Source organism: Desulfitobacterium elongatum, from assembly GCF_055378975.1.
This window is the reverse complement of sequence record NZ_AP038772.1, coordinates 3,584,192-3,610,418: the sequence shown is the minus strand read 5'-3', so window position 1 is coordinate 3,610,418 and position 26,227 is coordinate 3,584,192. Positions and strand designations below refer to the sequence as shown.

26 protein-coding genes and 1 riboswitch are annotated in these 26,227 nt (G+C 43.3%); of the genes, 22 read left to right on the top strand and 4 right to left on the bottom strand.

Annotated elements, in window-relative coordinates; translation table 11 throughout:
• Nucleotides 1-39 precede the first annotated feature (39 nt).
• The 4 genes from ACZ42W_RS17135 (at nucleotide 40) to ACZ42W_RS17120 (ending at nucleotide 4,665) form a co-directional block, all read left to right on the top strand.
• Nucleotides 40-1,392 carry an MFS transporter gene (locus tag ACZ42W_RS17135; protein ID WP_464166478.1) on the top strand — a complete coding sequence of 451 codons (1,353 nt, stop codon included), beginning with the start codon at nucleotides 40-42 and terminating at the stop codon, nucleotides 1,390-1,392.
• A gap of 12 nt (nucleotides 1,393-1,404) precedes the next feature.
• The gene (locus tag ACZ42W_RS17130; protein WP_464166477.1) at nucleotides 1,405-2,589 is read left to right on the top strand and encodes a WCX domain-containing protein; all 1,185 of its coding nucleotides are present in this window, start codon (nucleotides 1,405-1,407) and stop codon (nucleotides 2,587-2,589) included.
• Nucleotides 2,586-3,572, top strand: coding sequence for a helix-turn-helix transcriptional regulator (locus ACZ42W_RS17125; RefSeq protein ID WP_464166476.1), 987 nt, complete (start codon nucleotides 2,586-2,588; stop codon nucleotides 3,570-3,572). Before ACZ42W_RS17130 ends, ACZ42W_RS17125 begins: the two co-directional genes overlap by 4 nt.
• 157 nt (nucleotides 3,573-3,729) lie before the next feature.
• Nucleotides 3,730-4,665 carry a 3'-5' exoribonuclease YhaM family protein gene (locus ACZ42W_RS17120; protein WP_464166475.1) on the top strand — a complete coding sequence of 312 codons (936 nt, stop codon included), beginning with the start codon at nucleotides 3,730-3,732 and terminating at the stop codon, nucleotides 4,663-4,665.
• A gap of 51 nt (nucleotides 4,666-4,716) precedes the next feature.
• Here ACZ42W_RS17120 and ACZ42W_RS17115 read toward each other — a convergent pair whose 3' ends face one another.
• The 4 genes from ACZ42W_RS17115 to ACZ42W_RS17100 form a co-directional block, all read right to left on the bottom strand.
• On the bottom strand, nucleotides 4,717-5,418 hold the full coding sequence (locus tag ACZ42W_RS17115) for a hypothetical protein (RefSeq protein WP_464166474.1): 702 nt from the start codon (nucleotides 5,416-5,418) through the stop codon (nucleotides 4,717-4,719).
• Nucleotides 5,419-5,625: 207 nt separating this feature from the next.
• Nucleotides 5,626-6,483, bottom strand: a complete 858-nt coding sequence (locus tag ACZ42W_RS17110) for a MetQ/NlpA family ABC transporter substrate-binding protein (protein ID WP_464166473.1) — start codon at nucleotides 6,481-6,483, stop codon at nucleotides 5,626-5,628.
• A 141-nt stretch (nucleotides 6,484-6,624) separates the two neighbouring features.
• Nucleotides 6,625-7,314, bottom strand: a complete 690-nt coding sequence (locus ACZ42W_RS17105) for a methionine ABC transporter permease (RefSeq protein ID WP_464166472.1) — start codon at nucleotides 7,312-7,314, stop codon at nucleotides 6,625-6,627.
• On the bottom strand, nucleotides 7,304-8,329 hold the full coding sequence (locus ACZ42W_RS17100; RefSeq protein ID WP_464166471.1) for a methionine ABC transporter ATP-binding protein: 1,026 nt from the start codon (nucleotides 8,327-8,329) through the stop codon (nucleotides 7,304-7,306). Before ACZ42W_RS17100 ends, ACZ42W_RS17105 begins: the two co-directional genes overlap by 11 nt.
• Nucleotides 8,330-8,397: 68 nt before the next feature.
• A riboswitch (SAM riboswitch) is annotated at nucleotides 8,398-8,498 on the bottom strand.
• A gap of 194 nt (nucleotides 8,499-8,692) precedes the next feature.
• Between ACZ42W_RS17100 and ACZ42W_RS17095 the strand changes: the two genes are divergently transcribed.
• From ACZ42W_RS17095 to ACZ42W_RS17010, 18 genes are all read left to right on the top strand, one after another.
• Nucleotides 8,693-9,031 carry a YerC/YecD family TrpR-related protein gene (locus ACZ42W_RS17095; protein WP_464166470.1) on the top strand — a complete coding sequence of 113 codons (339 nt, stop codon included), beginning with the start codon at nucleotides 8,693-8,695 and terminating at the stop codon, nucleotides 9,029-9,031.
• A 1-nt stretch (nucleotide 9,032) separates the two neighbouring features.
• A complete protein-coding gene (hisZ, locus tag ACZ42W_RS17090; RefSeq protein WP_464166469.1) occupies nucleotides 9,033-10,184 on the top strand; it encodes an ATP phosphoribosyltransferase regulatory subunit in 1,152 nt (383 codons plus the stop codon).
• A gap of 216 nt (nucleotides 10,185-10,400) precedes the next feature.
• Nucleotides 10,401-11,060 carry an ATP phosphoribosyltransferase gene (hisG, locus tag ACZ42W_RS17085; protein WP_464166468.1) on the top strand — a complete coding sequence of 220 codons (660 nt, stop codon included), beginning with the start codon at nucleotides 10,401-10,403 and terminating at the stop codon, nucleotides 11,058-11,060.
• A gap of 110 nt (nucleotides 11,061-11,170) precedes the next feature.
• Nucleotides 11,171-12,451: a histidinol dehydrogenase gene (gene hisD / locus ACZ42W_RS17080; RefSeq protein ID WP_464166467.1), complete on the top strand. Its 1,281-nt coding sequence runs from the start codon at nucleotides 11,171-11,173 to the stop codon at nucleotides 12,449-12,451.
• Nucleotides 12,445-13,524: a histidinol-phosphate transaminase gene (gene hisC, locus ACZ42W_RS17075; RefSeq protein WP_464166466.1), complete on the top strand. Its 1,080-nt coding sequence runs from the start codon at nucleotides 12,445-12,447 to the stop codon at nucleotides 13,522-13,524. Before hisD ends, hisC begins: the two co-directional genes overlap by 7 nt.
• 291 nt (nucleotides 13,525-13,815) lie before the next feature.
• The gene (hisB, locus tag ACZ42W_RS17070) at nucleotides 13,816-14,400 is read left to right on the top strand and encodes an imidazoleglycerol-phosphate dehydratase HisB (RefSeq protein WP_464166465.1); all 585 of its coding nucleotides are present in this window, start codon (nucleotides 13,816-13,818) and stop codon (nucleotides 14,398-14,400) included.
• 15 nt (nucleotides 14,401-14,415) lie between these two features.
• Nucleotides 14,416-15,045, top strand: coding sequence for an imidazole glycerol phosphate synthase subunit HisH (gene hisH / locus ACZ42W_RS17065; protein WP_464166464.1), 630 nt, complete (start codon nucleotides 14,416-14,418; stop codon nucleotides 15,043-15,045).
• Nucleotides 15,023-15,826, top strand: coding sequence for a 1-(5-phosphoribosyl)-5-[(5-phosphoribosylamino)methylideneamino]imidazole-4-carboxamide isomerase (gene hisA / locus ACZ42W_RS17060; RefSeq protein ID WP_464166463.1), 804 nt, complete (start codon nucleotides 15,023-15,025; stop codon nucleotides 15,824-15,826). The genes hisH and hisA overlap by 23 nt, the downstream gene beginning before the upstream one ends.
• Nucleotides 15,820-16,578, top strand: coding sequence for an imidazole glycerol phosphate synthase subunit HisF (hisF, locus tag ACZ42W_RS17055; protein WP_464166462.1), 759 nt, complete (start codon nucleotides 15,820-15,822; stop codon nucleotides 16,576-16,578). Before hisA ends, hisF begins: the two co-directional genes overlap by 7 nt.
• 77 nt (nucleotides 16,579-16,655) lie before the next feature.
• Complete coding sequence (gene hisIE, locus ACZ42W_RS17050; protein ID WP_464166461.1) at nucleotides 16,656-17,342, top strand: bifunctional phosphoribosyl-AMP cyclohydrolase/phosphoribosyl-ATP diphosphatase HisIE; 687 nt, start codon at nucleotides 16,656-16,658, stop codon at nucleotides 17,340-17,342.
• Between the two features lie 284 nt (nucleotides 17,343-17,626).
• Nucleotides 17,627-18,643 (top strand): FAD:protein FMN transferase, encoded by a 1,017-nt coding sequence (locus ACZ42W_RS17045; RefSeq protein WP_464171060.1) that lies wholly within the window; start codon nucleotides 17,627-17,629, stop codon nucleotides 18,641-18,643.
• Nucleotides 18,644-18,724: 81 nt separating this feature from the next.
• Nucleotides 18,725-19,243: a Gx transporter family protein gene (locus ACZ42W_RS17040; protein WP_464166460.1), complete on the top strand. Its 519-nt coding sequence runs from the start codon at nucleotides 18,725-18,727 to the stop codon at nucleotides 19,241-19,243.
• Entirely contained in the window at nucleotides 19,233-20,009 is a 777-nt protein-coding gene (locus tag ACZ42W_RS17035; protein ID WP_464166459.1) for a CbiQ family ECF transporter T component, read from the top strand. Before ACZ42W_RS17040 ends, ACZ42W_RS17035 begins: the two co-directional genes overlap by 11 nt.
• Nucleotides 20,010-20,415: 406 nt before the next feature.
• Complete coding sequence (locus ACZ42W_RS17030; protein WP_464166458.1) at nucleotides 20,416-21,135, top strand: FMN-binding protein; 720 nt, start codon at nucleotides 20,416-20,418, stop codon at nucleotides 21,133-21,135.
• A gap of 351 nt (nucleotides 21,136-21,486) precedes the next feature.
• Complete coding sequence (locus ACZ42W_RS17025) at nucleotides 21,487-22,233, top strand: FMN-binding protein (RefSeq protein WP_464166457.1); 747 nt, start codon at nucleotides 21,487-21,489, stop codon at nucleotides 22,231-22,233.
• A 264-nt stretch (nucleotides 22,234-22,497) separates the two neighbouring features.
• The gene (locus ACZ42W_RS17020; protein WP_464166456.1) at nucleotides 22,498-23,904 is read left to right on the top strand and encodes a sensor histidine kinase; all 1,407 of its coding nucleotides are present in this window, start codon (nucleotides 22,498-22,500) and stop codon (nucleotides 23,902-23,904) included.
• Nucleotides 23,888-24,532, top strand: a complete 645-nt coding sequence (locus tag ACZ42W_RS17015) for a response regulator (RefSeq protein ID WP_464166455.1) — start codon at nucleotides 23,888-23,890, stop codon at nucleotides 24,530-24,532. The genes ACZ42W_RS17020 and ACZ42W_RS17015 overlap by 17 nt, the downstream gene beginning before the upstream one ends.
• Nucleotides 24,533-24,675: 143 nt before the next feature.
• Entirely contained in the window at nucleotides 24,676-26,190 is a 1,515-nt protein-coding gene (locus ACZ42W_RS17010; protein ID WP_464166454.1) for an FMN-binding protein, read from the top strand.
• Nucleotides 26,191-26,227 lie beyond the last annotated feature (37 nt).

Sequence of the window (26,227 nt, the reverse complement as noted above, 5' to 3'; positions counted from 1 at the left end):
AATAGTTTTGGGATATTCAGTTTTAGGGGGATATTGAAAATGAGTGTATCTAAACGTATTGAGAATCTGCCCGTTAGCCGGTTCCATTATATTTTGCTTTTTTCTGCGGGGTTAGGATGGATGTTTGACTCGATGGATACGGGAATCATTTCCTTCGTCCTTCCTGTCCTGATGAAGACCTGGGGACTGACCCCGGAGCAAGTCGGGAACATCGGGAGTATCGGCCTTGTGGGAATGGCACTCGGGGCGATTCTCTCTGGGACAGTTGCTGACGTCATTGGGCGAAAAAAGGTATTCGCATCAACTCTAGTGATATATTCTTTGGCGACTGGTTTGTGTGGGATCTCCTGGAGTTATACTTCCCTCCTCTTTTTCCGTTTTCTGGTTGGCTTCGGGCTTGGGGGTCAGTTACCTGTAGCAGTGACTCTAGTGAGTGAGTTTACCCCAGCGCAGCATCGTGGAAAATTCCTTGTCCTCTTAGAAAGCTTTTGGGCCTTAGGATGGTTACTTGCGGCCATCATTTCCTATTTGATTATTCCTCGCTTTGGATGGCATTTTGCCTTTTTTATTGGGGCGATACCGGCCTTATATGTCTTTTATCTGTGGAAGAGTATCCCGGAATCTCCTCGCTATCTTGAGGAGAAAGGAAGAATTCAGGAGGCAGAAGCGATCTACCGGAGAGTTGCCGGAGAGAGTGATCCGCGTAATTTCTCTGGAGATATAGCAGATATACCAAAGGTACCTGATGAGAAGGAAGCGGTACGAGAGAGAAAATCCGTAAACCGGGTCAGCGTTGGAGAATTATTTTCCCGACTCTTTTTACGTAGAACCGTATTTCTCTGGTTACTCTGGTTTGGGATTGTCTTTTCCTATTATGGAATCTTTACATGGCTTCCTTCCATTTTAGCCTTGAAAGGATTTTCTCTCACGAAAAGCTTTGGCTATGTCATTGTCATGACTCTCGCACAGATTCCGGGTTACTTTAGTGCGGCCTATTTTGTGGACCGAATCGGACGAAAGAAGACGTTGGCGTTTTATGTTCTTGGAACAGCAATCAGTGCCTACTTCTTTGGACAAGGTTCGAGTGCTACGATGATCCTGACGTTAGGTTCGCTCATGTCCTTTTTTAACTTAGGAGCTTGGGGAATTCTTTATACTTATACCCCAGAACTCTATCCGACTCGAGCAAGGGCGACAGGCGCTGGATGGGCTGCAGGATTTGGGCGAATTGGAGGAATCCTAGCCCCAATCGTGGTCGGGAGAATGATTGGTGCTCAAATGCCGACGCAATCGGTCTTCCTAATGTTTACTGGGGTGCTGATTTTAGTTGTAATCAATGTACTCGTGCTCGGTGAGGAGACCAAAGGGCGGCCACTTGATGATTTGGATTAAGGAGGGTACCCTTTGACGAAAATACAGCGACAAGCCGAGTTGATCAAGGTTCTTGCAAAAGAACCTTGGCAGCATGATAAAAAAAGTTTGGCCCACCTTCTCCATGCCAGTGAGTTAACCCTTCAACGGGATCTCGAAGAACTGATGGAGAAGGATTATTGTTTTGTTCAGAATGAACGGAATCAGTATTATCTGGTTCGAACCGGGTGGTTCGGGCAGACGATCCTCAAGAATTCTACCTTGAGACAAGTAGAACTTCTACAGCTCCTCTATCGGGTGAGGCGGAGACTCACAGTTGCCGAGTTGGCACGAGGCTTAAACCGAGAGAGTGAAGAGGAAATTGGTGAAAAGAGCGTCGAACGGGCGGTAAAGGAGTTACAGGCCAAGGGGTTGATCACACGGGAAGGGAATGCGTATGCCCTGAATCCTGTGCAGATTCTGCCTCCGCTTGAGCTAAGTGAGCATGAGAGTAGGGTCTTCTATGAAGCTTTGAAACTTGCCAAAGCGTTAAATCCTTTACCAGATCTGATGCCAGCCCTTGAAGCTAAGCTGAAACTTAAGCTCCCACTCGAGGAACGTCGAGAAACGATTTATGTCCATGGAAGAACTCCCTCACATGATTTTCGTAGAACTCAGTATTGTAATGCGCTAGAAGAAGCAGCACAGGAGAAGATCGTCCTCACCATCCTCTACAGAAAAGAGAATTCTCTTGCCAAGGAGTACCGACTTAAACCGCTTGGGATCGTGTATTATTGGGTTTTGGATAAATGGTACCTTGTTGCGGACTTCAAGGGAGAGCTTCGAACGTTTGCAGTAGATAACATTCTGCACGTGGATTTGGAAAAAGAACATTTTACCGGATTTGAAGGTTTTAATCTTAAGGAATACTTCAAGTACTCCTGGGGTATGTATCATAGCGGGACAAGAGTACCTGTTAAAATTCGCTTTCATGATTATCATTCGACCCTGCAGAGGGTAAGAGAAGAGTTAAAGTTTCGAGAGACTTGTTCCTTTACGGAAGAGGGGGAAAGTATCCTCCTTTTTGATGAGGTAGAGGGCTTACAAGAGCTTGCAGTTTGGCTGCGGGGCTTTGGACCCGGTGCAGAGGTCTTGTATCCGGAAGAATTACGAGGACTCGTTCAGGCTGAATGGGAAGGCATGGAGAAGCTTTACCAGAGGCGAGGTGAGTCAGTATGATATCTGTAGAGCGTTTAGAGAAGATCATGGCTTTGTTACTCGTCCATGCCCAAAAAGGAATCACAGTTAGTGAGCTTGCTGACGCCTGTAGCCTTCCTTTGGGAATCATGCAACAAGACCTAAAAGCCTTACTTAATTCATCAGAGATTCAGTTGCCTATCTATACGGACCAGGATGAATTTATCGGGGAAGCCGCCGGAGACTTTGATACGCTACTGGTAAAGCCTCATGTGAGATGGTTTTTGCTCGAGCGTGAAGGGGCGACCCCTTTGATTCACTTGGATATCGAAGAAGGCTTGGCGATACTTGGCGCCTTGAGTCTTCTTAAGGATTCTCCGGAAAAAGAGCTTCTCCATGAGAAAATCTTAGCGAATTTTCCATTGGATAAGGAAAGCACTTTCCGGTATATCAAAGGAAATATGGCACCTCTCCGTCCAATCGATCCCGAACTATTTTCCTTGATTGAAAGTGCAGTTCTTCAAGAAAGAAGGATCACTATTCTTTATAAGGGAAAGGAGAAGGAGATCCTTCTCAATCCGCTGGGTCTTACGTATTATTCACGGCTACGTTGCTGGTATCTTGTTGCCCAGCAGGAAGATAAGATTAAGATTTTTCATCTCAACAAGATTCAACACGTTGAAAAGCTTAAGCAGAAGTTTAACGATCCTGAAGGGTTTAGTTTAAAGACGTGGTTTGCTCCCCGCTGGGGAATGGAATATGGTGAGCCTTTCGAGGTAAAAGTCCGATTTTCTAATCGATCTCAAACGATTTCTAAGTTGAAAAAAGATATCGCACATCGAGAAGCTCGGATAACAGAAGAAGAAAATGGGTCGGTACTTTTTGAAGATCGTATCATTGGCAAAAATGAGTTTATCGCCTGGATCCTTGGCTTTGGCTCAGCTGCGGAAGTTCTTGAGCCTCAGGAATTACGCGAGGAAATCTTAACGCGAATTCAGGAAGCTTTAGCGCGGTATGAGACTTGAAACAAGGGGACATGACACGAGGGGACAGGTACGTTGTTTCACACTAAGAATGGGGGAGAAACGATGTACCTGTCCCCTTGTTTCGCGGAAAGTTTTCAAAACGATGTCGTTTCTCTATGCTATACTTTTATCAGGTTATTGTGAAGGAGAGAAAAGTATGGGGATGCTGAAAGATTGTCAAGCCAATGAGCGTTTTGAAGGAATATACTTAGTCACAGAATGGCGAGAAGCTTCCTTTAAGAATAAACCAGGAACGTATGTGATACTCACGTGTCAGGATGTTTCAGGAAGTATGGGCGGGAAGTTATGGGAAGTCGACTCGCAGAAGGTACAATGGTTAAAGGAATTCGATGTTTTTAAAATGAACGGCCAAGTAAATGAATTCAGAGGAATTCTAGAATTAGCAATCGATTCCATGATTCCCATTCCTGAGCATGAAGTCGATCTTTCCCTTCTGTTGCCCGCCTCGCCGGATTCATCAGAGATTCTTGAAAAGCGTCTAGCTGAGTTGACTCAAAGTGTTAAGGAGCCTTTTTTAAATTTGCTCTCAAACCAAGTGTTTGTTCATTCTCCACTTGGGGAGGCCTATCGCCGCGCTCCTGCGGCGCGAAAAATTCACCAAGCATATCTGAGAGGGCTGTGGGAGCATAGTGTAAAGGTCGCTGAAATCGTTTCGAGCCTTTGTGCAAATTATCCTGAAGTCAATCGTGATTTAGCAGTCACTGGAGCCCTATTTCATGACTTGGGCAAGATCAGTGAATATGAATATACGAAAGGGATTGACTTCACGACAGATGGACGGTTACTCGGTCATATCGTCATGGGGATTCAGCTTCTAAGCCGAGAAATGGACATGATTCTAGGATTTCCAGTGGAAATGCGGACAAAGCTTTTACATATCATAGCAAGCCATCATGGACGCTACGAATGGCAATCTCCTAAACGTCCCAAAATGATGGAGGCCTTACTTGTTCACTATGGGGATGCTCTGGAAGCCGAGCTTTGGCAGTTTAAGCATGCCAAAGAAGACCACCCCGACTCTGAGTGGTCTCCTTATCTGCCAAGTATGGAGCGGTACCTTTACCTAAAATGAGAATGTTAATGAAATCTCGAATACTCTTTCGGTATTCGAGATTTCATTTATTTATAGAATCTCCTTGACCCGATAATCCCAAAATCTGTTCGCGACCAGTCTGACACAGAAGGGATGCATACTCCAAAGATTAAGGTCATCCAAAGAAAGCATCAAAGCATAAGCCTGGCGGCAGGTGCCAAGCATGGGATAGTTTTTAGCGATGTGAGCCAAGACAGAGAGAATCGCTTCTTGACGCTCAGGATGAAATAAATTCTGAACATAGCGACGACTTAAAGGACTTATATGATATTGAGAAAGTTCATTTCCTAAGGGAGAAAGTTCCTCCTCACTAAAGGAGACGACTTCACATTGAGGCAGATCTGCAATAAGTTCTGAGGTGTCTAAGAACCGAGTTAGGTTTTCTTGAATGTAGAAGGGAGAAAAGGGGAAAACCCCAGGAGTTTCTGCCAGGATTCGAATGCGTAATAGATTGGCGCGCAAAAATTCGGCCTCTTGGTCAATGGGACTGATTCGTTTGTTTTCTAAGATACGTATAACTTTGACTAAATCCTCATCCCCTTCGCATGCTATGTATTCCCATTGGGGAAGAAGGGACAGGAGAAGTTGCCCGAGATAAGTATTCCTGGATTCAAAGATCTGATATCGAGTTAAGGTTTCAATGGCCTCCTGATTAGGACTTGCCAATAGATTCCGTAACATTTCTGGATGCATACGAAGCCGTGTTTGAATCTTTTTATCGAAGGAATTCATGTAAGGTTCTCCTTCTTCGTGTTTTAGCCAGCATTATTTCATAGTGTATGAGGACAACCTCTTTCTATCCAAGATTACTACTGGAAAAACAAGGAACTCAAAGGAGTAGGATGCTTTCTCATGAAAGCAAAAGACCGTTCCACACGCTAACAAGGCGTGAAGGAACGGTCTCTTTGTTATTACTGTTGAAGTACTTGCCTGAGTTTCTTAGAAGGCAGGAACAACTGCACCTTTGTAGGTATCTTCAATGAATTTCTTCACTTCTGGAGTGTTGAGAGCTTTTACTAATTTTTGAAGGTTAGGATCATCCTTACGGCTTTCTTTGGCAACGACGATGTTAGCATAAGGAGAGTTTTTATCTTCAAGGTAGAGAGCATCTTTCGTAGGGTTCAATCCGCCTTCTAAGGCGTAGTTGGTGTTGATTACAGCACCAGTAACTTTAGGGTCGGTCAGAACTCGGGGAAGTTGTGCTGCTTCGATTGCGGTGATTTTCAGGTTTTTCGGGTTTTCAGCAATATCTAGAACCGTTGCTTTTACTCCAACTCCGGCTTTGAGCTTGATCAGTCCAGCTTTTTCTAGAACGGCCAAGGCACGTCCACCGTTCGAAGGATCGTTCGGGATTGCGATCGTGTCGCCACTTTTGAACTCATCAGCTTTGGTGACCTTTTTAGAGTAGAGACCCATAGGCTCGATATGAACGGTACCAATGACAGAGAGTTTCAAGCCACGATCTTTGGTGAAGGTCTCGAGGTAAGGTGTATGTTGGAAGTAGTTCGCGTCGATCTCACCGGAATCGACAGCAGGGTTAGGGAGAGCGTAGTCAGTGAACTTAACAATTTCTAAGTTGATCCCTTGTTTTGCTAGTTCAGGTTTGATATGCTCAAGAATTTCTGCATGGGGAACTGGGGTTGCCCCAACTTTGATTGTCACAGGTTTGTTGGCATCTCCTGTTTTTGTAGCTGTTCCGCTGTTTTGATTAGAACTTCCGCAACCAGTAACAAGCAAGGATAATGCAACTAAAGATCCAATAACAAGGGTAGAGATACGACGTTTTGAACGAATCATAATTTTTCCTCCTCAATAATTTTTTTGAGCCATGAACTTAAGGCTTTAACTCTTTATATATGCTCAAGCGCTTCCTCGCACCCTCTCCACCATTCCCGGGTGTTTTGTGATAGAGATTGAAGAAATTGGCTTGTAACAAGCTTAATGATGGGATATTTTCTGAGCGAGTAAGGTTCCTAAGGACTGAATTCCTTGAACAATCAAGATGAGAATGATGACCGTAATCACCATGATGTCGGTGCGGAAGCGGTTGTAACCGTATTGAATCGCGACATCACCGAGTCCACCACCTCCGACAGCTCCAGCCATGGCTGTGTAGCCGATAACACTAATCGTGGTAATTGCAAAGCCTAAAATGAGGGGGGCCTTTGCTTCGGGAAGGAGAACTTTACTGATAATCTGCCAAGGGGATGAGCCCATGGATAAAGCAGCCTCGATGACTCCGTAAGGAACTTCCTTAAGTGAACTCTCTACCATTCGAGCGACAAACGGAGCAGAGGAGATGACGAGTGGGACGATTGCTGCTGTCGTACCGATAGAGGTACCGACTATTGCCCGAGTAAGAGGAATCAAAGCGACCAGCAAAATGATAAACGGAGCCGAACGGAAGATATTGATTACGGTGCCTAATGTTCTCTCAACCCAAGGATTCGGAAGGATATGCCCTGGCGAGGAGATGACGAGAATCACACCGAGGGGGACACCGATGATATAGGCCAAGAGAGTTGAGACGAAAACCATGTAGAGAGTTTGACCTATTGCTGGAGTTAAGAGCTGAGTTATGGTATCCCAATACTGGGGATTAGTTAGCATGGAAAATTCAAATTGCATTTTGAATCACCTCTACCTTCAAGCCTCGTTTGTCAAGATATCTATGAGCTAAGATCAACTGTTCGGGGTTACCTTGGAGCTCTAAGGTCAAAGTTCCAAAGAGTGTGGAACGCAGGTGGTCGATACTTCCGTAAAGGATATTTGCGCGAACGTCACATTCTTTCATGAGATCCGCAATGATTGGATCAGAAGCACGTGATCCGAGGAATTGAATACGAACAATCTGGGAGTCAGGATGAGCGGCTAGTTCGCGGAGCAAATCCGCGGGAAGCTCATTAGGGAAAACAGTGGAGATGAATTCTTTGGCGATGCTAGACTGTGGTTGAATAAATACAGATTCAACCGGACCATGTTCGACAATCTTAGAGGAGTCGATAACCGCTACATCACTGCAAATCTCTTTAACAACCTTCATCTCATGTGTAATCATGATGATGGTCAGTCCGAATTGCTGATTGATATCTCGTAATAAGTTGAGGATCGATAACGTCGTTTGCGGGTCGAGTGCAGAGGTAGCTTCGTCACAAAGCAGCACTTTAGGATTTGTCGCCAGAGCGCGAGCAATTCCAACCCTTTGCTTTTGTCCTCCGCTGAGTTGGGAAGGATAGGCATCTGCTTTATCAATCAATCCAACCAGAGGGAGAAGTTCCTTTACTCGTTTCTCAATCTCTGTTTTCTTAAAGCCTGCAATCTCTAAGGGGAAGGCGATGTTTTCAGCTACGGTACGAGATTGAAGGAGATGAAAATGCTGAAAAATCATTCCGATTTTTTGACGAGCTTGCCGTAGCTCTCGAGCTGACATTTTTGTTAGGTCTTGATCATCGATAATAATCTTACCGCTTGTGGGTTCCTCCAAACGATTGATGCAACGGACAAGGGTACTTTTTCCGGCTCCGCTCAAGCCAATGATCCCATAGATTGCTCCTCTAGGGATGTCGAGTGATATATCCTCTAGCGCTATGACGCTTCCCTGATGGGAGGTGTATTTTTTCGTCAAGTGCTCAATTCTAATCAATGCTTTTCCTCCTCAACATAACAAAAAACTCCACGAGGAAAATCCGCGGAGTTATATCGTCGGTTTTCCTCTCATCTCCCAGTATTTCCTGCAGGATTTAGCACCGTGCATGTTAATGCCGGTTGCCGGGTTTCATCGGGCCAGTCCCTCCACCTACTCTGGATAAGAGTGTTTATTCAGTGTCAATGTTCTTTGAAAAAAGAATATTGACTAGTAACTATTCTAGCACAGTTAAATGATTTTTGGCAAGAGGTTTTTCAAAAGCACTTCTTGGAAGAATTTATAAGAATTTTGGGGTGAATATTGACAATGACCTAATACTTTAATAAATTAAAGTATAGAAGTGTAAGGAGTTGATATAAAATGAAAGATCATGAGGGAGAAGATTATGCGGGCATCGATCAGCGTTTACGTGATCCTTTGACTGATGCACTTTTTGAGGCGATTTTATTATTAAAAAGCAAAGAAGAATGTTATCGCTTATTTCAGGATATAGCAACAATTGCTGAGATCAAAGCGTTAGCTCAGCGTTTGGAAGTGGCCAAACTTTTGGAGAAGAATGTAACCTACACAACGATTGCTCAGTCAACGGGAGCCAGTACTGCCACAATAAGCCGAGTTAAGCGGTGTTTGTACTTTGGGGCGGATGGGTATCAATTAGTACTTAGACGATTAGCTAAAAAAGAAAAGGGAGAGGATTAATATGCTTCGAACGTCGTTAGGGTTACGGATTCCTGATGGGATGCATGATATCCTACCCGATGAAATCGCTTTGCAGGACCATGCCGAAGCTGAGGTCCTTAAATTATTTAATTCCTGGTCTTATCAAAAGGCAGTTACTCCTACTTTGGAGTACGGTGCATGTATTCAACCGGTTGAGGGAGAAGCAGATTCCTTCTTCAAGTTTTTTGATCGGCAAGGGCATGTGCTTGTTCTTAGGCCAGAACTTACGACTCCAATCGCACGGATGGTAAGTACTCGGATGCGCGGGGAGGAACTTCCCTTACGGCTGTGTTACGCCGCAGATGTCTTTCGTTATTCTAAGTCGCCTACACAAGAGTTTCGCCAAGCTGGGGTGGAACTGATTGGGTCTGAATCTCCTGTGGCAGATGCTGAGGTCGTAGCCTTAGCAGTTGAAGCCCTTCGCCACATGGAAGTGAAGGATTTTCAGATCAATTTGGGACACATGGGGATTTTTACAGGAATTATGGATGAACTGGGGATTCCCCTCGAGGTTAAGATGAAGTATCAAGATGCACTCGCTCATAAAGATTTTGTTGGGATTGAAAGGCTTGTGGAAGAAAGCCAATTGACTTCCAGAGTGCGAGAAATTTTACTTCAACTTCCTCACCTTCATGGCAAGGAAGAGATGCTCGATCAGGTACTTGAGTGGAGTGCTCAACCGTCAATTCTCTCCGCTGTTGAAGCACTAAGAAGGGTCTACCAATACCTAAAGGACTTTGGGGTTCAGGACTATGTCTCCCTCGATTTGGGTATCTTGCGTGGTTTTAGTTACTATACTGGAGCAGTTTTTGAAGGATATGTTCCAGGAGTAGGTTTCCCCATCGTAGAAGGGGGCCGTTATGATTCCTTATATGAAGAGTTTGGTTATCCATTACCTGCCACGGGGTTTGCGATTAATCTCGGGGCGCTGGTAAGGCGATTGCCGATTCATAAGGTCCAAGGTGCAGAGGCTTTGGTCTACGGGAATGATACGTCTAAAGTGATTGATCAAACTCGTAAACTTCGCCAAACGGGGATACAGGTCGAAATGTGCTTAGACTTCCTAACCCAAGAAGAGGCGGAGGATTTGGCTCTTCGAAAAGGAATTCAAAGCATCATTTGTGCTCAATAAGGTCAATTTGCAGCTTGTAGAGAATAGCATCAGGTAGAAACTCCTTCGATTTTTCGGGGGAGTTTTCTTAATACTTTTCTTTCTCGGATAAATATTCCCCTGAAGATATGAAAAAGTGTTGCCAGGGGATACTAGGATTGTTATAATAGCCCTAAACTACTCTAATACTTTAATAAGGTAAAGTGATAAAAGATGAGAATGAAGGAGTTGGGGAGGATGTCACGGAATTTCTTAACCATCGCCCTTCCTAAAGGCAAGTTATTAACGGATTCTTTAGAAGCACTTAGCCAGGTTGGCATCGAATGTAGGGATGTAAGTGAAGAATCTCGTCGATTGGTTTTTCCTTTAGAAGGGTCACAAGCCCAGATAATTATTTGTCGGCCCACGGATATTCCGACGTTCGTCGAATATGGCGCAGCAGATTTGGGGTTTGTCGGTAAAGATACGCTCTTAGAAGAGAACAAGGATGTCGTTGAATTACTCGATCTAAAGTTTGGATTCTGTCGCTTTGTAGTCGCTATGCCAGAAGAGAAAGTCCCATCTCGTTTACCCGATGGCCAGTTTGATTTAAGTAGCTTAAACCACCAGCGGGTAGCAACGAAGTTTCCCCGGGTGGCTCAGGAATTTTTCCGTCAGCAAGGGATGCAAGTGGTTCCGATTAAGCTCCATGGGAATATTGAACTTGCTCCTCGGGTAGGACTTGCGGAGTTGATTGTGGATATTGTTTCGACGGGTACTACGCTAAGGCAGAACCGTCTCGTGGAAGTTGCCCCAATTCTGGAGGCGACCACTCGGCTCATCGCGAACCGAGTCGCTTTTCGGATGAAGCATGAACGGATCGCAGAACTGACAGAGAAGCTTCGCAAGATCGTCTGAAATGAAGTAATACACAAAAAGGGATAACTAGGTGTTGCGGTAGATCAGTAGCGCGAAGATAATTCAAACCTGATGGAATTAAATGTGAGATGTGGGAATGGAGGATCGGTATGGAAATTAAGACGCTTGAGGAGTTGGACTTAACGACACTCACTCGGAAATCCTATGGGGACGATTCTTTGCTCGAGCAAAAGGTTGCCGAGATATTAAATAAAGTAAAAAGAGACGGAGACTCAGCGCTTTATGAATTTACCGAGACGTTCGATCGTGTGAATTTGCGTAAGGCTGGGCTTCGGGTCAAAGAAGCGGAATTTGCTGAGGCGTACACTATAGTGGATGAAGAGTTCCTCACGGCCCTTCGCCAAGCGAAGGAGAATATCCTCGACTTTCACTTGAAGCAAAAGAGAACCTCTTGGCTTGACCCGAAGGAAGATGGAAGTGTGTTAGGGCAGCTTTTGCTTCCCCTGAGGCGGGTAGGGATTTATGTCCCTGGAGGAACCGCTGCGTATCCTTCCTCCGTACTCATGAATGCACTGCCTGCGGTAGTTGCGGGCGTAGAAGAGATTGTGATGGTGAGCCCGCCTCGAGCAGATGGGACCTTATTACCTGAGGTTCTCGTAGCCGCAGCGGAGGCAGGAGTCACAGAAGTATATAAGGTGGGTGGCGCACAAGCGATAGCTGCACTCGCTTTTGGCACAGATGAGATTTCGCCCGTCACTAAGATTACGGGACCTGGAAATATCTACGTAACCTTGGCAAAAAAGCAAGTGTTTGGTACGGTGGATATCGATATGTTAGCAGGTCCCAGCGAAATTCTAATTCTTGCGGATGAAGCAGGAAAACCGGAAGAGCTGGCGGCAGATCTTCTATCACAGGCAGAACATGATCGTTTAGCCTCGGCGATTCTTCTTTCTCCTGACCGGATTCTCTTAGAACTGACGGTAGCTGAAGTGGAACGACAACTTGCAGAGCTTCCTCGCCAAGAGATCGCTCGGGCATCTTGGGAAACCTATGGGGCCGCCATCTGGGTGAAAGACCTTGAGGAAGGTATAGCGCTTGTAAACAAGATTGCGCCGGAACACTTCGAACTCGTAGTAAAGGAGCCTTATAACTGGTTAGGGCGTATAAGAAACGCTGGGGCGGTCTTCTTAGGGCGGTTTTCTCCAGAACCTGTGGGTGATTATTTTGCTGGCCCGAATCACGTGTTACCGACGGGTGGAACCGCACGCTTTTATTCTCCTCTTAATGTAGATACGTTTATGAAGAAGATTAGTGTGATTAGTTATTCGGAAGAAGCACTCAAACGGGATGGTCGTCAGATAACTCATCTAGCTCGAAGAGAAGGGTTAGAGGCTCATGCTCGGGCAGTGGAGGCACGGAAATTATGGTAGAAAAAAGAATAACACCAGAAGATCTTATTCGACCTCAGATTCGTACCCTGAAAGCGTATGAAAGCAAGCCAGTCCCGAACTGCATAAGGTTGGATGCGAATGAAAATCCTCTTCCTTGGCCAAGCGGGATGAAGGAAAAACTATTCGAAGCGAAGTTCGAGCTGAACCGCTATCCCGATGGGGAAGCGTTAGAGCTAAAGAAAGCGCTCTCACACTATACAGGAATTTCTGCAGGAGGAATCTTAGCAGGTAATGGATCAGATGAATTGATTCAACTCGTTATGACGACGTTTGGGGGCGAGAACAAGGCAGTTGTGGTTCACCCTCCAACCTTCAGTATGTATTGGGCTGCAGCTAAAGTTACTGGTACCAGCGTTATTGAGGTGCCACTACTTGCGGAAGGCCTTGAGGTTCGCTTGGACGTCGAAGGGATATTAGAAGCTGCGGCACGTTCCGAAGTTCATATCATTATTCTCTGTAATCCGAACAATCCGACGGGATCGCTTTATCCTAGGGAAGACCTTCTGCGAATCGTCGAAGAGTCTGGAAAAATCGTCATTGTCGATGAAGCGTATGCGGAATTCTCAGGAGAAACCGTCATTGATCAAATTCGAAACTATCCTAACCTTATTGTCATGCGAACCTTTTCCAAAGCCTTTGCCATGGCTGCCCTAAGGCTTGGCTACTTACTCGGTCAACCGACAACAATCGAACTGCTGAATCGCGCACGCCAGCCTTTTAATGTAAATGCACTAACGCAGCAGGCGGGAGTCATTGCCTTAGACTACTTGGAAGAGTTTAACGAGCAGATACGAATTATAGTCGAGGAAACGCAAAAAATTTATGAGAGCTTGAAGACTTTACCTGGAGTTCGGGTTTTTCCGACGCGTTCGAATTTTATCCTCTTCCAACCAGAGAATCCCGAGCTTGTGTATCAAGAGTTAATGAACCAAGGGTTCCTGATCAGGAATATGGGGAATCTCCAGGTGATGGGGAAGGCGCTTCGTTTGAGTGCGGGGTTGCCTGTAGAAAATGAGAGGTTAGTAAGAGTTCTTCGAGAGATATTAGCATAGACGTTATGTCTCAACACTAGGATAAAGACTGGGGTCAGTAGCTTTTCGCGCAGCGTTCACTCATTAGCTTCGGGGCTATCTCACTTGCTTTCGAGGGAGCTCTGCCAAACCCTCGTGCTTTCTGCATGTGAACCAGTGGCGCCGCTATCCACTCGAAAGCCTCGTTCGATTTAACGCCCCTCCGCTAGAAGTCGTTCACTTCTGCGCGAAAAGCTACTTTGTAGGGTCTTTGAAAGTCTGTTTTCACTGGTAAACTTGAGATATGTTTTTATGAAAATGAGGGTTGAGAAAATGAGAGAAGCTTTAATAGACCGTAAAACGAAAGAAACCAATATACATATGAAGGTTAATTTAGATGGCGCTGGTGAGGCTCAGGTTAACACGGGCATTGGCTTTTTCGACCATATGCTTGAAGCAATGGCGCGGTTTGCTTATATGGATATAGAGGTAGAGGCCCAGGGTGATTTGAAGGTGGATACTCATCATACGATTGAGGATTGTGGAATAGTTCTTGGTCAAGTGCTGCGTGAGGCTTTAGGGGATCGGCGCGGAATTGAACGCGTAGGGGATACTCTTTTGCCGATGGATGAAGCCTTAGTCCAGGTAGCCTTGGATCTATCAAATCGCCCCTATCTTGTTTGGGATGTAAATTGTCCGGAGGGGACGGTGGGAGATTTCCCGGTTGAAATGGCGGAAGAATTTTTCCGAGCAGTTTCCGTTCAGGCAGGGATTACCCTTCATATTCGTCTCATCTCAGGAAAGAATCGTCATCATATTCTTGAAGCGGTATTCAAGGGTTTCGGTAGAGCATTAGGGCTTGCAGTACGGCAAAATCCTCGTTTCACTGGGATATTGTCCACCAAAGGGGTACTTTAGAGGAGGGACTTTTCCATGATCGGAATCATAGACTATGGCCGTGGGAATTTGCGGAGTGTGGAAAAAGCCCTCCAGAAGTTGGGATATTCTGCTCGTATCCTGGAGAATCCCAAGGAACTAGATGAGGTTAAAGGAATCATTCTTCCTGGAGTGGGGGCGTTTGCCGATGCTATGATCGCCTTGGAGGAGAAAGGGTGGATTCAGCCGTTACTCCACTATGCTGAATCTGGACGTCCTTTCTTAGGGATATGTCTCGGGATGCAAGTGCTTTTCGAAGTCGGAGAAGAACATGGAGAGCATAAAGGATTAGGGTTATTACCCGGCCGAGTCATAAAGTTTCCTGTGGGACGAAAAGTTCCTCATATGGGGTGGAATACTCTCACTCAGGCAAAACCCTGCTTTCTCTTAGAAGGGATACCGGAGGAGGCATATTTTTATTTTGTTCACTCCTACTATGCTTTGACTGAAGATGAGGAAATCCTTGTCGGAATGAGTGATTATGGGGTGCGTTTTCCTGCTTTAGTAGGGCGAGAGAATATCTGGGGAGCACAGTTTCATCCAGAAAAATCGAGTCCTTGGGGACTTAAACTACTTGAGAACTTCGGAAGGTGGGTGAACGAAAATGCGGGTATTTCCAGCGATTGATTTGAAGGATGGAAAAGCGGTTCGCCTTCTTCAGGGTAGGATGGAGGACGTAACGATTTATGCAGAAAATCCTGTAGAAGTAGCACTAAGCTTCAAGGAACAAGGGGCCACTTTCTTACATGTCGTTGATTTAGATGGCGCTTTTGCGGGGAAACCCGTTAATGATTCGGTCATTCGTGAACTTGTTAAGTCCTCCCAGCTTAGAGTACAGGTCGGGGGAGGAATTCGCACTCTCGAACGAATTGAGGAACTTCTTAATCTAGGCGTAGAGAGGGTCATCCTAGGTACAGTTGCTGTTCGAAATCCGGAGCTGGTGCAACAGGCAGCAGCACGCTATTCGGAAGCAATTGTTGTTGGGATTGATGCCAAGGATGGAAGGGTTGCAGTACAGGGTTGGGCAGAAGCTACAGAACTTCGTGCTCTTGATTTAGCATTAAAGATGAAAGCAGTCGGAGTAAAGCATCTTGTCTTTACTGATATTTCGAGAGATGGGATGCTGCAAGGGCCTAATATTCAGAGTACTGTTGAGCTGGCGCGGTCAAGTGGCCTGCAGGTCGTTGCCTCCGGTGGAGTTTCGAAACTTAAGGATTTAATCCAACTTCAGAACGAAGTCAATCAAGGGGTAACTATCGAAGGCGTTATTATCGGAAAAGCGCTTTACTCTGGCGCGTTTACCTTATCGGAAGCTCTCAATGTCGTGAATTCATCGGCTGAAACCGATAAATTCAATCCTAATAAAGGTCCCCTTTCTGATAGCGACAAGGGGGACGTATTATGTTAGCTAAGCGGATTATTCCTTGTCTCGATGTGCATGAGGGACGAGTCGTAAAGGGCACTAATTTTGTTAATTTGCGTGATGCAGGAGACCCTGTGGAACTGGCTGCACTCTATGACCAAGAGGGAGCAGACGAACTTGTCTTCTTAGACATATCCGCATCAGCAGAAGGCCGAGAGACCATGATCGAGGTCGTACGGAGGACAGCAGAACAAGTGTTTATCCCATTCACGATAGGTGGAGGACTACGAACGATTGAAGATATCCGTCGAATGCTGCGTGCCGGAGCGGATAAAGTTTCCTTGAATACGTCAGCTGTTCAGACCCCAACGCTTATCAAAGAAGGAGCCCATGCCTTTGGAAGTCAATGCATTGTAGTGGCTATTGATGCGCGCCAAACCAGCTCGGGTGCCTGGGAGGTCTATATCCATGGAGGACGAACGCCAACGGGAAAAGATGTCCTAGAGTGGGCCGAGGAAGTAGAAAGGTTAGGGGCAGGAGAAATATTGCTCACCTCCATGGATCGAGATGGAACGAAAAATGGATATGATCTCGAACTAACGCGTGCTGTTAGTCGGGCGGTCTCACTCCCAGTGATAGCAAGTGGTGGGGTTGGGAATTTAGAGCATCTGGCAGAGGGACTAACAACCGGGGAAGCGGATGCTGTATTAGCGGCTTCGATTTTTCATTATCGTGAGTATAGCATTGCCGAAGCCAAGCGTTATCTTGAGGAGCGTAGGATTCCTATCAGAAAATAATCTATAAAGAGAGTTGAGGAGAGCTTTGATTTCGCTCCACATCTCGTCAAAGAATGTGCTTAGAGGAGGATGGCCCAGTGAACACAGAAAATCAGATTGAACGGCAATCTAATAATATCATCCCGGAGGGAATCCGGTGGAATACGGACGGCCTGGTTCCCGCCATCGTCCAAGATGAAGAGACTCGGGAAGTCGTGATGCTTGCCTATATGAATGAAGAAGCCCTTCGCCTCACGTTGGAGGAAAAGAGAGCCTGGTATTATAGTCGGAGTCGACAATCCCTTTGGCTTAAAGGAGAAACCTCAGGGAATATCCAGGAAGTTGTAGATCTCCGTTTTGACTGTGACCAAGATGCTATTTTACTGACAGTGAAGCAAACAGGTGTCGCATGTCATGAAAATTATTTCTCCTGCTTTCACTATGCGCCGAAGGGAAAAGAGTTCGTAGCCCTTGGAGAACCTAATGAAAGGCCTAAGCTCCCCTTGGGACGGACCCTGGAACTCCTCGCAGAGGTCATCCACTCTCGTAATCTCGAACGCCCAGAAGGGGCCTACACGACCTATCTTTTTGAAAAGGGAATTGATAAGATTCTTAAAAAGGTAGGAGAGGAAAGCGCCGAAACAATTATTGCTGCGAAGAATTCCTCTGCAGATGAAATCCGCTATGAAGTCTCTGATCTTTTTTACCATCTGCTAGTCATGCTGGAAGAGCGAGGAGTAAACTTAAGCGATATTTCGCAGGAGTTACTTTCGCGGAAAAAATAATCTGGTATTTTTATAAAAAAAGGATCTTTGTGTAAGGCAATTTGCGCACTTTCACAAAGGTCCTTTTTTAAAAGGAAAGGATGGGGACACAATCGAGGCTATTTTAATCTCCAACATTGTATGTTATTATTTTTAGAGGTAAAAAGCCTAGGGCCTAAATAAAACAGCCATGTAAAACATGGGAGGATACAAAGTTCAATATTTAACAAGTTCAGAAGGGATTGAAATTGTTGTTGATCTTGAAAAAAAGCAGAAAAAGGCTAGCTTCATTGTTACTTGTCATTATGACAGCAGGATTATTAACTGCTTGTAACTCAAATAATCCAAACCAGAACAAAGATGAGGTAGCTGAAGCGGACGCGTTTGCCATGGGGACGGTCATTTCTCAAAAGGTTTATGGCAAAAATGGACAAGCTGTAATTGATGAGACGAATAAAAAGATGGCTGATCTGGAAGCACTATTAACGTTTAATGCACCAGAAGGGGATATCTATAAGCTAAACGAAAATGCAGGAAAAAAGAACGTTGAATTGGATCCCGAGACTGTGAAGATAATAAAAAAAGCTCAGGAAATATCTGAGCTAAGCAAGGGCGCCTTTGATGTCACTATAGGTCCAGTCGTCAAAAGCTGGGGGATTGGAACGGATCAAGAGCATATCCCAGCGAAAGAAGAATTGAAGAAATTACTCACTCTCGTGAATTATAAAGACCTATACCTCGATGAAAAATCCGCCGGTTTGAAAAAGGCGGGGCAAATGGTTGATCTTGGGGGCATTGCTAAAGGATATGCCGGTGATGTTGCTAGGGATATTTACAAAAAGAACGGTATCCAGTCGGCTTTTATTAATCTCGGTGGAAATGTCGTAACTTTAGGCAATAAGCCTGATGGGAGCCCATGGAGGGTGGGTATCCGTAATCCTAGGCCCTCAGGAATTGAGGGTGGAGAGATTGTGGGTACTGTTACAGTTACAGGTAAAGCAGTCGTAACTGCAGGGGATGACCAACGATACTTTGAAGCAGATGGCCAACGCTATCATCACATCATTGACCCTCACACAGGATATCCAGCCCGATCGGATCTGATGAGCGTAACCTTGGTCACGGATTCTTCCTTGGACGCAGATGCTATTGATACAGCGGTCTTTATTTTAGGGCTGGAGAAAGGTAAGGAGCTTATCCGGCAGTATGGCGGAATTGAGGCTGTTTTCATTACGACGGATAAAAAGATTTATGTGACAGAAGGCTTGAAAGGAAGTTTTACCTTTCAAGATGCAAGTCATGAATATCAGTATGTCGAATAGTACTCCTTGTGATGAAAACGGGTAGGGTTACCAAGATGAAAGCAATGCGTAGATTCATAAAAGCTAAGAAGGTAATCATTGATGAATAATAATAAAAAATACGCAGTAATCATAATTTTAGTCACCAATGCGATTCTGATTTCATTTCTAGAATCATTTATTCCTATCCCAATCCCTGTACCGGGTATTAAGTTGGGGCTGGGAAATATCATTACGATGATTGCAATCGCTTTTCTCGGATTTAAAGATGTTCTCTTTGTCGTGATTGTCCGCTGTTTTGTGGTAGCGGTACTGACGAGGGGTGTTATGATGCTGGCCTTTAGTTTAAGTGGAGGTATCTTTAGTGCCCTTGTCATGTGGTTGCTTTACAAAAAGTGTTCAAGGTTCTTTAGCATCAAAGGGATAAGTATCGGCGGAGCCATTGTCCATAGTACGGCACAAATTGTGGTGGCATCGATAATCTTAGGACAAGTTGTCGTTATGTTTTACCTTCCAATTCTTTTAATTTCTTCCGTCGTTACGGGCTTAATTACAGGAAGCATAGGTGAACTAGCAATCAATGAAGTCAGGAAAAAAGGGGTTTTCAGCGATGGAAAATGAGGCCCCAAAAGGATTGAAGTTCGCGGACATGGATGGGCTTATTAAGTTTATTCTGGCCACGGCGCTTGCTTGCCTGCCATTTTTGCTTCAAAAGCAGATGAGCTTGGGTGTCGTATTCGCATACTTATTGTTTGTGACCGTAGTTTCAAGAATCAAGCCGCGGACCTTATTAATCAGTGGTACTTCCTATTGTATTATTGTAATGATCCCATACTTTTTTGGACTACTTATGAATGCCCTCTTCTACTCTGTTTCTAACAACGATATATTCGCTTATCATCAAGGACCGTATGAAATCTTTCTAAGACTGTTTAGATTGTTTATCATCTGGTATGTTAGCATCTTATATTTTCATACAACTCCCATGAAAACCGTGATTGGGATGCTGGATAAACTCTTTACCCCATTGAAGTTTGTTGGCGTTCCAGTTACGGACTACTTAAAAGTGGTCATGTGCATTGTTATAGAGCTTAAGGAGACTGGATCCGAGGTTAAGAAGAGTTTAGGCGAAAGTATGCGTTCAGCTATGGGGGGAGCTCGCAGGAAGTTTAAAATCAATATCAAAGGTATATCGCAAATTATAGTCTCTTTGATTGTGAATTCCTTCGAGAAATTAGACAAGATAGAAAGTTTTGTTGAACAGGTCAATCCGGAGGATTTATATGGGTATCGCTTCAAACTAACTAAGAGTGATGGGATTGCAGTTGCGAGCTTTATTCTGTTGACCTATTTGGCTTTGATGGTTGAAAAAGGCTATTGGTTCTAGAGAAGCTCAGTCTTTTTTTGTATTTTATGGCCATTTGAGGAGTATATGTGGAGTATATTAGTTATTTTCTGATTTATCTTGTCAAATTGTGTCTTGACAAGGGGAAGGAATATCTGATAAAGTCAGGGAGGAGATAAACTTGTCAATGCAACTAAATTTTGTACAGAAATAAGTCCATTTAGTAACAAGATATCTTATTTTATTGAGGAATTGATTAAGATTATTAGTACAATCTATGTTTGCTTGATAACTTCTTCACTTTAGTTTGGGTACCCTTATCATCTACATAAATTGGTTACCACCCAGAAAATGAAGGGGGGATCAATCCTAGCAAAATTTATTTCTTGTCTGTACCACGGTAAACACTAGTAAGTACTAAAGAGAATTTTCGCAAGGAGGGCTATTTATGTTTAAAATTAAATCGATTACTACAGCTATTGCTTTGGGGACAGCATTGTTAGTTTTAGGAGGTTGCGCAAGTACACAGAGTGCACCGGCAGCCGCTACAACAGCACCAGCTAAAGCTACAGAGATGAAAATATTCCGGGGAGTAGGGCAAACCCCAGTATTCCGCGTAAAAGTGGACAAAACAACAAACGCAAAATCATATAATTTTAGCTATGTAACTTCAAGTGCGCTCTTTGATAAAGACGGAAAGATTATTGATGTTTATTTTGATATTTTAGAAGTTGGTCAAACGACTCCTACCAGTAAAGCAGGTGCGCCTGTATTCTCAGGTTGGCCAAACGGAACAACAGTTACCGATGAAACCGTAGCGAAAGAAGTTGCTGGTTGGCAGACAAAGCTTGAACGCGGTGACGCAGCTTATGGAATGAATTGGTCAGTGCAAGCTGCTCATTACCAAAAATTCTTTACAGGCAAAACTGTAGCTGAAATTGAACAATGGTATGCTAAGAACGTTTCTGATGTCAATGGCAAGCCATTAACGGATAAGGCTACCGATCCAAAAGATATCGAAAAGTATAACAAGCTTACTGACGCTGAAAAGAAAGCGCTTGTTGATGTAACTTCTGGTGCTTCCATCAGTCTTAATGATAGTCATGGTGATTTCGTAGGAGCACTTAAAGAGGCTTATAAAACCAAAAAAGAAGTTACTATTAAGTAATAGTTAACTTTAAGATGGAATTCGAAGGTACTCCCCAGGGTAATGTTTACTACACTTGGGGGTACCTTTTCTATTATCTCAAAATTAGTGTTTTGAAATTATGCCTTGACAAAAGGATGAAGATTCTGGTAATCTCAGATAGGGATAATGCTTGTTTACACAAGTACAAAATTCACTTTATTTCGCCAAATTTTTCACATTTAGTTCTCTCATAGTATTTAGTTACATATTAATTGAATCCCAAAAACGAAGGGAGGAGAACAAGGGTCAAGAATGTATTTGTTTTTACAAGCATGTATTCTATTCTATTCAAGTATGCACTAAACTTATTTGAACAAGGAGGGCTATACTATGTTTAAAATCAAATCGATTACTGTTGCTATTGCCTTGGGGACTGCATTACTAGTTCTAGGAGGATGCTCTAGCAATCAAAGTGCTCCAGCAGCCGCTACTACTGCGCCAGCTAAAGCTACAGAGGTAAAAGTATTTAAGGGAATGGGCGAAACCTCAGTATTCCGCGTTGGACCTGGAAAAGATAAAGACGGTGGCCAAATCTACAGTGTTTCCACCGCAACGGCTAATGCACTCTTCGATCAAGATGGAAAAATTATTGATGTGCAGTTTGATGCATTGGAAGTCTTATCTCCGAACGATGCGGATCATCCAGGTGTCCCCATGTTCTCCGGTTGGCCTGGTCAACCTGCATACCTGAAAGCTGCTGCAAGTACGCCCGAAGCTGCTGCAAAAGAAGTTAGTGCTTGGCAAACAAAGCGTGAACGCGGTGATAAAGCCTATGGTATGAATTGGTCTGTTCAGTTCGGCAATTACCAAAAATTCTTTAAAGGAAAAACAGTAGCTGAAATCGAGCAATGGTTTGCTAAAAATACTTCTGACTTAAATGGAAAACCATTAACTGACAAAATGGCAGATCCGAAAGATAAAGAGAAATTAGCTAAACTTACTGACGCAGAAAAGAAAGTTCTTACTGATGTAACATCCGGAGCATCCATCAGCCTTAAAGACGCGCATGGTGATTACATCGGTGCATTGAAAAAAGCTTTCGCAAACAAAGTAGAAGTTTCTATTCCAGTTAAATAATCTTTAATATAAGCAATAAACTAGAGGGTATCCCAGTAAGGTAATTTTGAATTACCTAGCGGGATACCCTTATTATTTTGCGTAACCTTTCAATGAATCAAACAGGTCGACAACAGTATAGGTGGCCCTATGTCTCCCTCTTAAAGTGGTGAGCGCATGACGGACGGTTGTAAGCTGTGGTACTATTATTTAGGGACTATTGTAGTACCAGCTTAAGTGCTTTAAATAATGTTGAAAATCCACGGTTAGGAGGCGACTTGACCTATGATTAGAGAATACTTCTTGTTATATCTGGTGTACGGTTTTGCAATGATCAATATGGGGATTTTTTCAATTCAGCAAAAGGACATAAAAGTAATTAACTTATCTATAGTAAAATCCCTGAAGTATTTAGGGTGTTTTGGAATTATCCACGGTCTTACAGAATGGATCACAATGATCATGGTTGTAGATCTTTATCCAGATTTACAGGTTCCCATTTATAATATCAATATGATTTTAAAGGCTATTTCCTTTGTCTTCTTAATGGTCTTTGGAGTAGATTTATTACCTTTAGGGCGTAAGTATAAGACAGCATTCCTTAGAATCCCCTTCCTATTATTCTTGTTGTACCTGGCAGGTTTTATAGTACTCATGGTTAACTTTGGATCGGATTTTCATCTTCTAAATACCAAATATAACATTGTAACCATGCGTTATATATTAGGATTGTCAAGTGCTCTAATATCAGGTTTAGCCCTATACTTAAATGCTAGGTTGATAGAGAGAACCAGATCCATTGAAATATCGAGAAGATATAAAAGCTTAGCATGGACATTTTTAATCTATGGTTTGCTGGAAGGACTACTTGTCCAAGAAGCTTATTTTTTTCCTGCTAATATAATCAATAGAGATCTTTTCAGGCAATACTTTAGTTTCTCACCATTATTTATTAAGGCAATTGTTGGTTTAGTGATAAATTTCCTCTTGATTCAGGTCATTGATACCTTTAGCTGGGAACAAGAAGAAAAGATAAGACGGTTGGAAAAGCATAGAATAGCCTCAGAAGAGAGAAGAAAACTGGGACTAGAAATTCATGATAGTATTATTCAAGGATTGTATGCAGCCGGATTAAAAGTTGAGTATTTATCGATGAACAAGGATGGAGATAAGACAAGAGATATTTTTGAAGAAGTGAAAAGTGATTTAAGTAATACCATCAATAAGACACGGGAATTCTTATCCTCAACAGCCTTAGAAAGAATTGAATTAGAGGATTTAACAGATAGTCTTCAGCAATTGGTGCAAAAGTATAATGAAAGTCAAAGTATAAATATATGTTTTAAGTGTGAAATGTCTCCCTTAAATATGGGACATCTATCACCGGGAAAATCGACTCAAATCTATTATATTATCCAGGAAGCGATCTGTAACGTCATCAAACATTCAAAGGCTGAATACGCCAGTGTTTTCTTAGAAGGTAGATTCGATTTCCTATATATTAGGGTAATAGATAATGGTGTAGGAATTTCTAGTGGTAATCTGAATCCTCGGAAACAGTTTGGAATCAGTTCTATGAAAGAAAGAACGGAGCGGGTTGGAGGATCATTTCATATCGAGAAAGTAAAGAAAGGTACACGGATTGAGCTTAAGATCCCATGGGAGGAAGTAGATTATGCAGGAAAAGATTAAGGTATTGCTAGTCGATGATCACAATATCGTCAGAGATGGGTTGAAATTAATCTTAAGGTTAAGTGATCGTATAGAGGTATGTGGAGAGGCAGAAAGCCTCAAGGAAACCATGTCTATGATTGCTAAGACTAACCCATATGTGATTTTACTGGACTTTAGGCTTCCTGATGGAGATGGGGTTAACGGATGTATTAGAATCAAAAGCCAGTTTCCCCATGTCAAAGTCGTAATTTTAACGGCCTATTCGCAGGAACATTTAGTGATGGAAACCATTAGAGCTGGAGCCGATGGCTATCTATTAAAAAACATTAAAAGTGAAGAATTGATTGAAAGTATACTTAAGGTCTATAAAGGAGATTCCGTATTAGATCCATCTGTTACCGATGGAGTTTTTAATAATATTATCGTTCACAATGATAAACAAGAGGCCAATAATAAATTAAGTTCAAGAGAAACCTGCATATTACAAATGGTAAGCCAAGGGAAGGCTAATAAAGAGATTGCAGAAGCCCTTGATATTTCAGACAAGACCGTTAGAAACTATATTAGTAACATTTTTAAGAAATTACATGTAACAAATAGAACAGAGGCAGCCAGCTATTGGATTAGGAAAAAAACCTTGGAATAGGGACATATGTACCTATTGTTGGGACAAAAGTCAGAATATGAAATCCTCTCCTTTAATGATAAGTTATTCACATAACAAAGTATCGCCTCGTCAGAAATGACTGCTGAGGCAATGACTAACATTAAAGGGGAGGACTTATAGCAATGAAAAAGATGAAGCGAATCATGGTAGTGTTACCTATTACCATGTTATTGCTCACCGCGTGCAGTAGTTCTAAAGATGCGAGTACAACTAAAGAGGCGGGTCCTGATCTTACTTTTAAAGCGGGTTCCTATACCGCTGCCGCAAATGGTAAGAATGGTCCTGTAAAGGTTGAGGTTGTTTTTAGTGACAAAAAGATTGATTCTGTAACAGTTAAAGAACACAAGGAAACAGCCGGTATTAGTGATCCTGCTATCAAAGAAATTCCTTCTAAAATTGTAGAGAAACAATCCTTGGATATCGATGTTATTACAGGAGCAACACTGACGAGTCAAGCAATCAAGTATGCTGTTGCTGATGCTGTTAAGCAATCTGCTGGAGAGAGTAGCCCTTTATTAAAAGTTGATCTAGCCAGAAATCCAGCTGATGAATACTTTAAGACTGCAGCCAAAGCTATTGAAAAACCAAAAGCAGTCAATGGTATCATTGAAGTCAAATCCTATGATGAGCTGAAAAAAGCTCTTGGCTATAACGCTTACATTGTTAATCCTGATACAAAAACAGGAAAATTTGTCTATGTTGATGGATCTGCTGTTAAAGGCGATACGATTAAGTTGATGAGCGATTTAACCGCTGGCGGTGAAAAGACAAACCCTAAAAATGCTGATGGTAGTGACAAAGCTGACGTTGTTACAGGTTCGACTGTCATTGTAACAGATAATGTAACAATCGACGGTAATGGAAAAACAATTAAAGGCGAGGGTTACCCGACCTTCATGTTTGCTGGTAAACTAGAGGAATATGGAAACAATGACGCCATAGTGGCTACTCTTAAAAATGCTACAATTGATGGGGCAGCGTATACTGCTAAAATCGGTGGCTCCGTCTTTGTTGCAGGTGCTGCTACATTAAATCTTGAAGACAGTGCAATTAACAATGGTACTGCAAAATCTGAAAAACTTGCCTTCAATGGTGGCGCTGCGGTTTACGTTAATTCAGAAGGGCTGAAACCAGAAGTAGGTAGAGCAGTATTAAATGTTAAAAATTCCACCTTTACTGGAAATAGTATTGCCAATGGGGCAGGAGCGGCGCTCATGGGATATGATGGAGACATTAATGTCTACAAGAGTACTTTAAAAGGCAACAAGGCTAACATCGCGACAGGTTCCGGTGGTGCAATCGCTATGAGAGGCCCTAGCAATTTGCTCATCGAAGGTAGTACGATTACTGGAAATGAGGCTACGATTGCTGGCGGTGGAGTTTATATCTTTGATGGTGAGTCTCCACAGAAAACAGGTGCAGTACTCGTTTCTAAAAACGAAGTTACCATCAAAAATTCTACGATCAAAGACAACAAGGCGCCTATCGCTGCTGACGTGGCCTATGCAAGATACTATTCTGATAAATTCATAGGTGACAAGACTTATAACGGTCTTAATAAATCTGAGGGGAATACAATCGGAACTTTCGCTGATGTTCTCTTTGCAGATTTAGAAAGAACTAAAGTAGCCAAATAATTCAATTTTTACTCCTTAAATTAGACCTCCTTAATTC